The following is a 13,871-nucleotide window of genomic DNA, read 5'->3' on the forward strand; positions in this document are numbered from 1 at the left end:
CCATCTAAAGCAAATCCCTTTCACCGCCCTTTTTATATCCTTTTATTCGTTTCGGTTTAATAATCAGTACACTCATTGCGGGCATTATAACTTCAATATTATACGGTTGCCCATTATGCCCCTCTTGACTCGTACGCATTTCCGGCTGAGCGACATTCCACGTTCCGCCAAAATCATGCGACTCCGTATTCAGCAACTCCTCGTAAACCCCTTCATACGGCACGCCAATCCGCACCCGCTGTCTTTCCACCGGCACAAAATTACACGCAACAATCAAGAAATCGCGCGGCTTTACACCTTGGCGAATAAACGTCAACAACGATTCATCACGATTATCCGCATCCAAAATCGCCATTCCCGCAGGATCATGATCCAACTCAAACAACGCCCGATGCTCTACATAAATCTCATTCAACGTCCGCACAAAAAACTGGTACTGGTGATTCAAATCCTGCTCCAAATCCGCCCATTCCAATTCCTCCGCAAACTTCCACTCCAAAAACTGCCCCGTCTCGTTGCCCATAAAATTCAATTTTTTACCAGGATGCGTCATCAAAAACGCCTCCAACGTTCGGAGACCAGCAAATTGGTTATAACGATCGCCTGGCATTTTATGCATCATCGACTTCTTGCCATGCACCACTTCATCATGCGACAGCGCCAAAATATAATTTTCCTTAAACATATACATAAACGAAAACGTCACGAGATTAAAATGATCCTTGCGATACAGCGGGTCCATCTCGAAAAATTTCAAAATATCGTTCATCCAACCCATATTCCACTTATAATTAAAACCAAGCCCATTCGCGTCCACCGGCATCGTCACACCAGGATAAGCCGTACTTTCCTCCGCAATCATCAACATATCCGGATACCGCTTAAAAACCTCGGTGTTTAACTTTTGCACAAAAGCGACACCCGCCTTATTCACGTTGCCGCCATCCTCGTTCGCTTCCCAATACCCATCATCATAATCCAAATAAATCATGGCAGACACCGCATCGACCCGCAAACCATCCAAATGGCACATCTCAATCCAAAACAGCGCATTCGAAATCAAAAAACTATGCACCTCAGCCTTAGACAAGTCAAAATTAAGCGTTCCCCAGCGCACATTATCCGCCTGAAACGACTTCCAATACTCAAATTGCGGCGTCCCATCAAAATAAGACAACGCATTATCATTCCGGCAAAAATGCCCAGGCACCCAGTCCATAATCACGCCAATATTCGCCGCATGACACGCATCCACAAAGCCCATAAAATCTTCTAAGCTCCCGTAACGCGCCGACAACGCATAATATCCCGTAATCTGATAGCCCCAAGACGCGTCCAGCGGGTGTTCCATGAGCGGCATAAACTCAATATGCGTAAAACCCATCTTCGCCACATATGGAATCAACGTCTCCGCAAGTTCCGCAAACGTGTAAAACTCCGCATCTCTGCCATCCTTTGGTTTCCGCCAAGACCCAGCATGAACCTCATAAATATTCAGCGGCGCCTGATACACACTTTTGCGCTTTCGTTTCGCCATCCAGCGCCCATCCGACCACTTAAAATCAGGTAATTTCGTCACAATCCCCGCATCTTTTGGCCTCGTCTCAAACGCCAACGCATACGGATCCATCTTTAATTTTGTGTTCCCATTCGCATCCTCCACCAGAACCTTATAATGCTGCCCCGGCTTCGCATCCATCGAAAAACCTTCCCAAATCCCAGTCTCACCAATTTTACTCAATTTCACTCCAGCATCCCAATCGCAAAAATCGCCCACAATGGCAATTCCCCTCGCGTTAGGAGCCCAGACCCGAAACGAGAATCCTTCCTTACCGTTCGCATCCACTGCAAACTGACATCCCAGCTGCTGATAACTCTGAAAATGACTCCCCGTATTAAATAAATATGTATCCGCTTCTGACATGTTTCCGATCTGCAATTTATTGCTCACTTCACCACACCCTTTTTGAATAATCTGTTTTTTCTCTTTCCCAAAACAAAAAAATCATTCTGTCGCGTTCATTATGAAGTAAATCGGAAACTGTCAAACTAATTTCCTTATCTCTAATATACCAGATTGCTTCCCTTTTTGAAAATAATACCACTAGTAAAATAGATAACATTTTCAAAAACAGTGAAAAATCGCAAAAATCTGCGCAAAACAAGAGCCCAAGCTAGTTCACCTGGACTCTCCACATTCCCCTTAATACACCAAATCTAAGAAATCCTCCTTCGTGATGTTCCCAAAATAATGTCTGATCTCCACATCTTTCAATGCCTCTTCTATCGCCTCACGCTGATAATTAACGCCACGAAGCTTGTCCTCAATCTCCGTCACATCGCCAACTCCGAAGAAGTCACCGAAAATTTTCACGTCCGCAATCACACTTTTCACAACGTCTAAGCGCACATCAATGCCACCAACTGGAAAACGCTTCGTCCGCTCCAAGTTAAACTTAGGCGATTTGCCGTAATTCCAATCCCAGTTATTGTAACGCTTCTCGGAAATCGCATGAATTTTCTCCCAGTCCGCCTCCGTGAGCACATACTCCTTCACATCAGCCACACGTTCAACATCAAAAATATCAAGCAACAGCAAATCGCGAAACTCCTCCGTCGTCATCTTATTTTCCATGAACTCCGAAATGTTCGCAACCCGACTACGCACCGACTTAATACCCTTCGACTCAATCTTATCCTTGCGCACCTTCAGCGACGCCACGACATGATCCAAATTAAGATCAAGCATCAACGTCCCATGCGAAAACATCTTACCCTTCGTTGCAAACTGCGCATTACCAGACACTTTGAAGCCATCAATCAGCAAATCATTGCGCCCTTTCAACTCCGCGTTCACACCTTGCTTCTTAAGCGCCGTCACAATCGGCTCCGTGAATTTCGCGAAGTTGTGGAACGAATCCCCATCATCCTTCGTAATAAAGCTGAAATTCAGATTCCCCTCATCATGATAAACCGCGCCACCGCCCGATAAACGACGCACAACCTTGACGTTATTTGCCGCCACATATTCCGTATTAATTTCCTCAATCGTATTCTGATTCCGCCCAATAATAATCGACGGCTGGTTAATATAAAAAAGCAATACTGGCTCGTCCAATTCCAACTCCGTCAAAATAAACTCTTCCACCGCCAAATTTATCGTCGGATCCAACACATTCTTATTATCAATAAAATACACGCCTTACTTCCTCCTTAAAACTCGATAATCAAACCCTTTTCAGCCAACACAATCTGCCCATCAAATGCCGATGCCGCTTCAGCTTTTAGCGTCGCCAACTCACCAAACTGCGGTAAATGCGATAACAACAACGTCTTCACGCCAGCATCCCGCGCCAATTTTCCAACTTCCGTACTCGCCATATGAATCTGACTTTTCCCAGCCAAATCCTTATAGAAATTCGTATCCGCCATCAACAAATCCGCGCCCCTAGCAAACGGAACAAACGACTCCTGATACGCTGAATCGGCCGTGAACACAAACACCTTCCCGTTCGCCTCCATCCGCATCGCATAACAAACAACCGGATGCACCGTCTTCAAAAACGTGATGGTAAAAGGTCCAACATGGAGCGGCTTGTTCGGGTCATAAGCAATGCCCTCCGACACATTTGGCATCGAAAGATAAGAAAAACCACGCGCATCCTCGTCATGCCCATACATCGGCAACACCGGAACATCCGCGTTCATCCCACCAATCAAACGATAATGCTGCAAAATCCCAACATCCGCCACATGATCCGGATGATAATGCGAAATAATCACCGCATCCATCTCGTTCGGATCCACATAATTCTGCATAATAGAAACGGCACTCGCACCGACATCAATCAATAATTTAAATCCGTCCTCTTCCAATAAATAACTCGACGTTCCCTCATCCACTTTCGGATAACCGCCCCAATGACCAAACACAGTCAACTTCATGCCACCACGTCCTCTCTCGATTTAGTTTACCTTTTTATCATACACTAAAATCGGTATGGAGAACAGATTTTGGGATTAGAAAAGGAGAGCATGCCCAGTTTTGCGACATGCTCTCCTTTTTAGTAATTATTCATTTTGTAGGGAAGCTGGTGGTTGGTATTTCAATTCTTTTGTTCCGGGATCGTCAATTCCGACTTCGGTTCCTTGAATGTAAGCACTATAGTCCGCTCTTTTCTCTTTTGAGATATACTGAAATATATAGTGAATATCGTCCCCTTCATCTTTCGTGTAGACTATTTTTACAAAGCCAGGTGGCGCATGTGCGTAACCAAAAGATTCCTCTCTTATTGCGCTCTGAGGTATTCCATATTCCGCAATATACGCATCAATCGCATTTTCCGCTACATTTTTCTTGTATAGATAAACGCTGAAAACTACCAGAAAAACTAGCACGATTACACCGAGTATTTTCACAACTTTTTTCAAAATTTCACCTACAAGGTAGATAACAATCGAGACCCATTAGAAAAACGGGATGAAGATTCTTTTATACATTTTTAATTTCACGACTTCTTCATAGTTTTCCCCATCTTTCTCCCAAGCTATTTTTATTGCCTGAATACTACTAATATCTGGACCATTGTAAAATGTTTCAGGATCAAAGATAGTTCGTCCGTCAAAATTAGCATCCTTGTTCTTTTTCAAATCGCGCTCCTCAAATAAGTTCACTAACTCGCCGTCTACTATCAAATCTACTTGTAAAACTTTTGGTTCTTTAAGTCCTCTCCATTTTATATAGCCACTCCAAGGATTTCCTGCTGAATCTGTAACTCCACTTCCCCTTGGTTTATAGACTATTTTCCAATAGTCCCCTTTTGAATATACAATGGCTGGTTGTAACAAAGAATAAGTTATCCAGCTGACTAGCAGAACAATTATAATCAACCAAAAATATTTCTTTTTTTTCATAATAAAACTCTCCATCATCTATTAAATTTAATAACTCTTATTGAACCACCTTTAAGCCCATTCATTGAAGTTTTTATATTCCTTCTATCATAACTTGATGTATGGCCGGCTAAAAAAAGTGTTCCTCCACTTTTTTCAACTACAATCATAGAATGAAAATAACGACTCCCACCTTTTTTCTTAAACTGAATAATATCACCTACTTTGGCGTACCCTATCGCACCATCTACATTAGTATAAGTTTTTACTGGTTGATACTTGCTCCAATACGCTGCAAAGTCAGATACATTAACCCAAGACGTTGAAGGATTTATAGTTTTATAATAAACATATGAGCGTTGCGAATAAACTTTAGTATATACTATTTGACTATACCAATAACTTGTTGTCTTCTTTATACCATAGGGTACTGGACGAATAACTCTTTCACTCATACCACCATTATAAATAGCTTGGGATACAAAATTTGTGCAATCACCATCGCTATCACTAAAACTCCTATAATTAGAATTTCTTCCATACGCCCATTTTTTTGCGTACTTCACTGCTTTTGATGGATTATATGCGGAAGCTTTAAGTAAGCCAACATTAGATTCCTCAATTAAATTATTTTCAACTTCTTCAGATTTAGCGACCTCATTCATATCATTGATAGTTGTACTTTCTTCCTTTAAAAGTGGTGATACTGTATCTAAATCTTTTTTATTGATCTCGATAATCTCCAAATCTTCTGATGGCTCTGGTATAACTTCTTCTCCTGCAGAAGTATCCTCTGCATCAATTGGAGTATCAAAAACTTCCTGGGTCCCCTCTATCTGTTCTGTATTATCCTCTTTAGCTGTCTCTGCATGTAAGTATTCAGAAAGATACGAACAAATTATTGAGTAGTCTTCTCTTGATGATAAGACCGCATCCTCATCATCCATTAACTGCTTGATAACAAAATCTTTAAAGTCTGCTGAATTTATAGCTATATCCTTACCTTGCATCTTCAAATAATTCATAAGAAAACTCTCGACTTCTCCAATAGTGGAGAGTTCTGAAAGTATTTGCTCTTTTGGTATAATTGGTGTAAACACGTCCGAAATACTACTATCCATTCTTTTTCCCTCTCTTGTATACGCCTGCACACGGAACCAATAATTCTTACGTTCGCCATAGACACCACCTGAATTCTTATAGACTTGAGACGGATCTTGCGCCAACTCTTTACCTGTACCATCTGTCCGGATATTCCAACTCCCTGCTGCAACTTCTTGTTGGGTTGGCCAAATTCCTTTCCCCTTTGTTGTCCAATTAGTTTCTGCCCCGACATCAAAATAAACATTCTTCTTCCCATCAAAAATGGTGACTTTATATCCATCTGCACCCTCTATCTCATCCCAATCTAATATCACATAGCCACTATCTGTTCCTTCTGCATTAGCATATGCTTGTCCTGTTGGTGGAGCTGGAGTTTCAAGCGGCATATAAGCATCTGTAATATCTGATGACATGCCATCACCCCAATTGTACACTGGCAAAATACGAACGATATACTTTTCTTGATTACGTAGACCAAACGTACTTCCTGCTACAAAGCCATTCTCGTATAAATCACGAGGGTCGTTCGCAAATTCTTCTCCCTTGCCATCTGTATGGAACTTATATTTCCCTTCATCTATTTCTTCTTGTGTTGGAAATATCTTCTTACCTTTCGTTGACCAATTAGTCACATTGCCGGTATTGAAATATTCATAGTTATAACCGTTTCCAATCACTACTTTATAATCAATCGCTCCTGGTACGGTTTGCCAAGAAATATCCATATAACCTGTACCAGTTCCAGCACCACTAGAGAATGTTTTAATTACTGATTTCTCTGGCTTAGCTGGTAATGTTTCTGGTGGCATATATGCATCCGTGATATCCGATGTTGGCCCATCTCCACCTGGATAGGTTGCTAGAATACGAACAATATATTTGGTTTGATTGCGAAGTCCAAATGTACTGCCTGCTTTGTAGCCATTCTCATAGAGCGCACGTGGATCACTCGCAAATTCGGTTCCTTTTCCATCCGTATGGAATTTATAGAGCCCGCTCGCTATTTCAGCTTGTGTTGGGAAAATGTTCTTTCCTTTCGTTGTCCATGATGTTACATTGCCCACTGGGATTTGTTCATAGTTATAGCCATTTCCAATAATCACTTTATATCCTGTAGCTCCTGGCATCTTATTCCATGATAAATTCATATATCCTGTGCCTGTCCCAGCGCCATTCGATACTGTTTTGATCGTTGCTTTTTCTGGTTTATCATACGTGTACGTTACTTCTAGATAAGGTACATTTTTACCTGTCTCGGTCGCCGTGAATTTTTTCCAATGGTCTTGTTGGTTCACCGTGTGCATCATGAAGCCTTTGTTTGGACGGACCCCTGTTGTCCATGCGCGGACTGAGCTCGTCACATCAAAGTTTGCCCACTGATTCCGACCGATATCTACTGAACCGACGTTAAATGTTGTTGGACGTGTATTCCATGTTACGCCTGTTGTTGTCCAATCGCCAGTCACTTCTTCTAATTTCACTGGATTTTTGGCTGTTGATGAGTGATGCCACACCGCGTATGCTTTAAATGTTGCGGATTCGATAGTTGCATTCGCTAGTGAGCTTGTATCTGGTTTAATATACGCATAATTAAATCCTGTTGTATCATCGTAACGGCCAACTTTCAATACGTATTCGTTTAAAGCCGCATCCCATAATTTGCTTCCTGAGTAATTCGTGGTTGGTGTAACGCTAGAAATCCCTGCGTCCACCACTTTTTTCAATTGCACACTAGGATCAATGTATACTGGATAGACACAAGCACTGTCCTTTAACCAAACTTGATCAGCTATGAGCGTAATTTGATAAATGTTAGCTGCGATATTATTCAACTCAAATGATACCGCTTCGGATTCTGTTGCATTTCCTGTTGCTGGATGAATATTCGAATCTGTCATTACAGGTTTTGGCAGTGTGTATGCCACCACGCCTGCTCCATTTTTAAAGATAATCGAGCCATCCGCTAGCTTCTCGGCTTTTAAAGCTGTCGTTACTTTAAAATTGTAACTATGTACTCCCGTGTATTCGCGTAAAACAATATCCTCTTTAACGGAAGTATTGAACGTTAGATTCCGAAGATCTGTACTCTTTAAAATATCTTTGTAGCGGACTTCGTTATCTTTTAATGTAGCAGAAACATCTTTCACAGTCTCTTTTCCTTGTTCTCCCTCTGCCGATTCCAAAGAAAATGTGATCTGATTATCACCTTCACCAAATTGACTGTATTTCCCTTGCTCCCTTCTGTGAAGAATGTTGGCTGGATTTCCGTTCGTTCAGAAGCAATATTATCACCGCCATCGAAAATCATTGTATTGGAAATAGGCTCCCAATCGCCGTCTTCTTTCACATTAATAGGTTCTGTGTAAATCTGCTTCGTGAACATTCCATCTTGATTGTCATATACCATTTCTCTATCCGTTCGTTCTTCAACTACCTCTACTGCCTTCTTCTCTGGGCTGTCCGGTGTTTCTGCTGTAACTGTAGCATGGTCTACTGCTTGTGCGTCAAGGATGGGTACACTAGAAAATACCAGCATCATTGCCATACTGCTTACAAGTACTCTTGATAGCCCTTTCTTCATCTTGTTTCTCCCTCTTTCACTTTTTTAGCATGCCTCTCTACTTCTATTTCCCAATATGCATACTAAAAATATCACAAAATTCCCATCTAAACAATGCCATATAGATCTTCTTTAGGAAATATTTAATTTTAATGATAATTTCTTTAACAATAATTGATAAATATAGCTGATTGAACTAGGAAAATAGTTTCGTGGGAAATAGCCCCAATAAAAAAAACACACCACACAGAATCAAAATTCCATGTGGCGTGCTCTAAAAATCTTATTCAAAATATTTTTCTTTCTTCTCTTTCGTCAGCTTCTCGGTTGAAACCAACTTCCCTGTTGCAATAAACCGTTGATCCGTCTCTGTCGCAACATCACACGTGACCAGTGTAATCTGCGGTTCTTCCGTATCATCAATCACGCCAACTTCTGTATCTTTCACGATTTTTGTATTCGTTACTTCATAGGTGTACAGATTCGTCAAATCGGTCAAATACACCTTGGCGCCTTCTTTCACGTTCATCACTGGACCAAATAGCATCGAACCGTTACGCATGTGATGTCCGGCAAGTGGGTAATTGCCTTTCCCCATTACTTGATCCGATCGCATCGTCGTCGCACCAGCGAGTAGGTTTGCCGTGTTTGTTCCTTTTAAGACCATCAAACTAAGATCGACGCTCGGAATAGCAATCGAGCCTACAACGGCATTCTTGTCGTAATTGGCTGCACCTCTCACCACGGATGTCATCGAGGGTAGTTCGACACTCGCAAAATCAAAGTTTGCGTCTCTGTTATTATTTTTTTCAATTGTTTCTACACTGTAATTCGTCACCGAGTCCCGTTCACTTAGATACTTCACAATCCCGCTTTTAATGAACGGTGAAAGCACAAGTAGTAACCCGACTATTAAAATGATAATAGCAATCGTTTTCTTCAATATATATTCCTCCTTGCTGTTCTTTTTATTATATAGTAGGTTTAGTGTTAATTGCAACCTAGAAAAATGCTGGACATTATTCTATACGTTCTTTTTTATACACATAATCTTCTTCCTATATTCCCCAGTCTATCCCCAAATAAACCACCCAACCTTTCTCTTTCAATTATCGATATTCCGCACCACGAAGGGATTCCCATATGAACTCGGTCTCTAGACGCATGTTTTTTAGTTTTGTTTTTGTTAAAGTTATGTTACAATTAGATTAACGTGGGTTTGGAATTAGCGTAACGCTTCTTACATATAGAGCCCAGTTTTTTTTTATTCTATTAAATATGAAAGTACTTACTCACACAGAGTATTAGGAGAGGTGAACTATGAACGAATGGAAAGGAAAAGTCCTCAGCTTCTTAAGTAAGAACTACGGATTTTTTATTCTAGCCGTCATTCTATTCTGGCTAAAAACGTATATTGCTTATCAAACTGAATTTAATCTTGGTATCGAGAATGCCATGCAACAATTTTTATTACTTATTAATCCGCTGAGTTCGGCTGTGTTCTTTATGGGACTTGCCTTATTTGCAAAAGGTCGACGCTCGTTTGTCTGGATTATTATCATCGATCTACTATTAACTATCGTCTTGTTTGCGAACATGGTTTACTACCGGTTCTTCAGTGATTTTATTACACTGCCAAACATTAAAGAGGCGTCAAGCCTTGGCGAACAAAGTGGTAGTATTGGTGCTTTGATGAACTGGACGGATGCGCTTTACTTCTTGGATATCATTTTCCTGATTGGATTATTGGTATTCCGCGTTGTGAAACCGAACAAAGAAGCGCGTATTCGTGCTCGTAAAACGGTTGGTGTCTTGACGCTAGGTGTGGCGATGTTCTTTGCTAACTTAGGCCTTGCGGAAATCGATCGTCCTGAGCTTTTGACACGTACTTTTGACCGGACGTATATTGTGAAATATCTTGGTATGACGAACTTCCAGCTGTATGATGCAGTGAAAAGTACGCAGAACTCGACGCAGCGTGCCCTCGCCGATAGTAGCGATGTCAATGAAGTGTTGAACTATACGAAATCGAATTATGCCGCGCCAAATCCAGAATACTTTGGTAAAGCGAAAGGCAAAAACGTGATTTATATTCACTTGGAGAGTTATCAGCAGTTCTTGATTGGCTATAAACTTCACGGTGAAGAGGTTACACCATTTATCAACTCGTTCTTTAAGGACAAAAATACATTTAGCTTCACGAATTTCTTCCATCAAACTGGGCAAGGGAAAACTTCCGATGCCGAAATGATGCTTGAGAATTCTTTATTCGGACTTCCACAAGGTTCTGCCTTCTCTACAAAAGGTAAGAATACGTATCAATCAGCGCCTGCGATTTTAGGCCAGCAAGGTTATGATTCAGCGGTTTTCCATGGTAACTATAAGAGTTTCTGGAATCGCGACGAAATTTACAAACAGTTCGGTTATAATCATTTCTTCGATGCGAGTTATTATGATATGAACGAAAAAGATGTTTCCAACTACGGTTTGAAAGATAAGCCGTTCTTCCAAGAATCAGAGAAATATATCGAAACGTTGCAACAACCGTTTTATGCGAAATTTATCACGCTGACGAACCACTTCCCTTATCCGATTTCGGAGGAGGAAGCGACGATTCAACCAGCCGAAACTGGCGATGCTTCGGTAGATAGTTATTTCCAAACGGCGCGTTATTTAGATGAATCTGTGAAAAGTTTTGTGCAGTATTTGAAGGATAGCGGTTTGTATGAGAATTCGGTTATCGTGATGTACGGCGATCACTATGGTATTTCTGATAATCACGCGCAAGCTATGAGTAAAGTGCTTGGTACGGATTACGATGCTTACCAAAATGCTCAAGCGCAACGTGTGCCATTCATGGTTCGTGTTCCTGGCGTGGAAGGTGGCGTGCAGGATACGTACGGCGGTGAAATCGATATTTTACCAACGCTACTTCACTTGCTAGGTACGGACACGAAAAACTACGTACAATTAGGTAATGACTTGCTTTCAAAAGACGCGAAACAAGTCGTACCATTCCGAAACGGTGATTTCATTACCCCTGCTTATTCCATGATTGGTGGCAAGTTCTACAATCAGAAGACAGGCGAAGAAATCACAACCGAGACGGATGCAATGAAAGCAACAAAAGACAATGTCGCAAAAGAGCTTGAGCTTTCCGATGAAGTCTTACAAGGTGATCTGCTTCGTTTCTACACTCCGGAAGGCTTTAAGGAAACAGATCCTTCGAAGTACAATTATAACAACAAAAATAAAACAACGAGTACAGACAAGGAAGACACAGACGAAACATCAACAAACACCAAATAAGCATCCAACCTCCGATTCTAAGAAATTTTTAGGATTGGAGGTTTTTCTTTTGCACTTCTTTTAAAAAAGCGCTTCCCTTTCGTGCTTTAAAATGCTATTCTAGAAAAAGATAAAGGGAGGTTTACTACATATGAAGATACTTAAAAACTATGCATTCAGTTTATTCTTAATCGCCGGAATTATTGTCGGAGGTGCGGCTGGCCTTATTTTTGGAGATAAGACATCGGTTGTTCGACCTATTGGGGAATTATTTCTTAATTTGATGTTCGTCGTTATTGTACCGCTTGTGTTTTTGAGCGTTTCAAGTGCTATTGCGAACATGCAAGGAATGAAGCGACTCGGTAAGATTATGGGGACCATTTTTGCGGTGTTCTTTACGACGGCCTTGATTGCTGCGGTGATTGCGTTTATTGGAACAACGATTTATAATCCGCTTAAAGGTGTGGATATGACGCAGATTATCAAGAACTTGCCTGCAGCTCCTGAAGCGGCTAGCTCGACAATAGGCGAAACAATCGTCAAAACGTTCACAGTGCCTGATTTTCTGGACTTATTCTCTAAATCTAACTTATTACCCTTGATTGTATTTTCAATCCTCTTGGGGCTTGCTACGTCGATGGCAGGCGCGAAAGGAAAACCAGTGGCAGATTTCTTGAATGCTGGTACAGAAGTTATTTTGAAAATGGTGAAGGTAATTATGTACGCTGCACCGATTGGTCTTGGGTGTTACTTTGCGGATACAGTCGGAAAACTTGGACCACAGATTATTAATGGTTATTTGAACTCTTTCTTACTTTATTTAGTACTCGCGGTTATTTATTATTTTGGCGCTTTCACCTTGTACGCTTTTATCGCAGGTGGTCCGCTAGGTGTCAAAGTTTACTGGAAAAACGTGATTACGCCTTCGATTACAGCGATTGCTACATCGTCAAGTGCGGCATGTATTCCGGTTAACTTACAAGCAACGAAAAAAAATGGGTGTGCCAGATGATATCGCAGAAACAGTGATTCCTCTTGGGGCTAATACACATAAGGATGGCTCTGTGATGGGCGGGATTATCAAGATTATTTTCCTGTTTACGTTATTTGGAAAAGATATGACCTCGCCGATGAGTATTCTAGCGATTATTGGTGTCGCTTTCCTTGTTGGCGCTGTAATGGGCGCAATTCCAAGTGGCGGTATGACTGGCGAATTGATGATTTGCGCGGTGTTTGGTTTCAACCCTGAACTCGTTGGGACGATTATGATTATTAGCACGATAATTGATATACCTGCAACATTATTGAATTCAACAGGAAATACGGTTTGTGCGATGCTTGTTAGCCGATTTGTGGAAGGCAAGCATTGGCTTTCAAAACAGTTTGCTTAAATTTACTTGCCATGCGAATCGTGACGACAAATGCCTAGTTTCTAGGAAAAAGCGAGTACCAACGTGGAGTGTACTGGAGTCCCTGAGCATCGGAACGGAGCTTTTAACGATGAAAATAGTTTTTTGTCGTCACGCTGAGGCGAAATGGAGTTTTTTAGACTTCTTTCGCCTTTTTATTTTGCCTAAAATTGAGGCTCCTCCCCGCTTCGAAAAATTATTTTAAATTATGGTTTACTTTTCTCAGATTTAGGAGTATGATATGTCGCATAGCTCGAAATAGAAATAATAGTTCACTTTATGAAGTACTGGTATAACTAAGGTTTCAAGGTTTTTTCATAGCAATATTTTCGTTTAAAAATCGATTTTTAACAAGTGCATATGGCGTGAATAACAGGATACAGAACTTGTATTTCGCGATAAGAAAAGGGAGATGAAACATTGTTTAGTATGGTTCCTTACTTATGATCCGCGGATGATGAATCTGGGGTGTTTTTTTTATTGGAGTCTAGCTTAAAAACTCGGCATAGGTAATTATGGGAGGTTTATTTTATGATAATAATGCTGTTATTTGCGATTTTATTGTTGGGTTACTTAGTCTATGCGTTAATCCATCCGGAGAAATTTTAGTTGAGGGA

General features: G+C 41.0%; 10 protein-coding genes and 1 pseudogene. 3 read left to right on the top strand and 8 right to left on the bottom strand.

Annotation, left to right across the window (positions count from 1 at the left end; all coding sequences use genetic code 11):
- Window positions 1–4: 4 nt before the first annotated feature.
- The 8 genes from glgB to PCORN_RS05040 all read right to left on the bottom strand — a co-directional run bounded on the left by glgB (window position 5) and on the right by PCORN_RS05040 (window position 9,503).
- Window positions 5–1,951 (bottom strand): 1,4-alpha-glucan branching protein GlgB, encoded by a 1,947-nt coding sequence (gene glgB / locus PCORN_RS05005; protein ID WP_241433076.1) that lies wholly within the window; start codon window positions 1,949–1,951, stop codon window positions 5–7.
- A gap of 252 nt (window positions 1,952–2,203) precedes the next feature.
- The gene (locus tag PCORN_RS05015) at window positions 2,204–3,199 is read right to left on the bottom strand and encodes a lipoate--protein ligase (protein WP_036078157.1); all 996 of its coding nucleotides are present in this window, start codon (window positions 3,197–3,199) and stop codon (window positions 2,204–2,206) included.
- Window positions 3,200–3,213: 14 nt separating this feature from the next.
- Window positions 3,214–3,945 carry an MBL fold metallo-hydrolase gene (locus tag PCORN_RS05020; RefSeq protein ID WP_036078159.1) on the bottom strand — a complete coding sequence of 244 codons (732 nt, stop codon included), beginning with the start codon at window positions 3,943–3,945 and terminating at the stop codon, window positions 3,214–3,216.
- Between the two features lie 126 nt (window positions 3,946–4,071).
- Window positions 4,072–4,431: a DUF3139 domain-containing protein gene (locus tag PCORN_RS05025; RefSeq protein WP_036078161.1), complete on the bottom strand. Its 360-nt coding sequence runs from the start codon at window positions 4,429–4,431 to the stop codon at window positions 4,072–4,074.
- 36 nt (window positions 4,432–4,467) lie between these two features.
- On the bottom strand, window positions 4,468–4,914 hold the full coding sequence (locus PCORN_RS05030) for a hypothetical protein (RefSeq protein WP_149024262.1): 447 nt from the start codon (window positions 4,912–4,914) through the stop codon (window positions 4,468–4,470).
- 14 nt (window positions 4,915–4,928) lie between these two features.
- Window positions 4,929–8,180, bottom strand: coding sequence for a DNRLRE domain-containing protein (locus PCORN_RS17165; RefSeq protein ID WP_206537426.1), 3,252 nt, complete (start codon window positions 8,178–8,180; stop codon window positions 4,929–4,931).
- Complete coding sequence (locus PCORN_RS17170) at window positions 8,141–8,578, bottom strand: hypothetical protein (RefSeq protein WP_051999268.1); 438 nt, start codon at window positions 8,576–8,578, stop codon at window positions 8,141–8,143. Before PCORN_RS17170 ends, PCORN_RS17165 begins: the two co-directional genes overlap by 40 nt.
- A 262-nt stretch (window positions 8,579–8,840) precedes the next feature.
- Window positions 8,841–9,503 carry a class A sortase gene (locus tag PCORN_RS05040; protein WP_036078223.1) on the bottom strand — a complete coding sequence of 221 codons (663 nt, stop codon included), beginning with the start codon at window positions 9,501–9,503 and terminating at the stop codon, window positions 8,841–8,843.
- A 374-nt stretch (window positions 9,504–9,877) separates the two neighbouring features.
- Between PCORN_RS05040 and ltaS the strand changes: the two genes are divergently transcribed.
- From ltaS to kdpF, 3 genes and pseudogenes are all read left to right on the top strand, one after another.
- The gene (gene ltaS / locus PCORN_RS05045; protein WP_036078167.1) at window positions 9,878–11,866 is read left to right on the top strand and encodes a lipoteichoic acid synthase; all 1,989 of its coding nucleotides are present in this window, start codon (window positions 9,878–9,880) and stop codon (window positions 11,864–11,866) included.
- 130 nt (window positions 11,867–11,996) lie between these two features.
- Window positions 11,997–13,236, top strand: a pseudogene (locus PCORN_RS05050) (dicarboxylate/amino acid:cation symporter).
- A gap of 558 nt (window positions 13,237–13,794) precedes the next feature.
- Window positions 13,795–13,863 (top strand): K(+)-transporting ATPase subunit F, encoded by a 69-nt coding sequence (gene kdpF / locus PCORN_RS21235; protein WP_420912017.1) that lies wholly within the window; start codon window positions 13,795–13,797, stop codon window positions 13,861–13,863.
- The last annotated feature ends 8 nt before the right edge of the window (window positions 13,864–13,871 follow it).

The sequence above is a fragment of the Listeria cornellensis FSL F6-0969 genome, assembly GCF_000525855.1.
GTDB classification, from domain to species: domain Bacteria; phylum Bacillota; class Bacilli; order Lactobacillales; family Listeriaceae; genus Listeria_A; species Listeria_A cornellensis.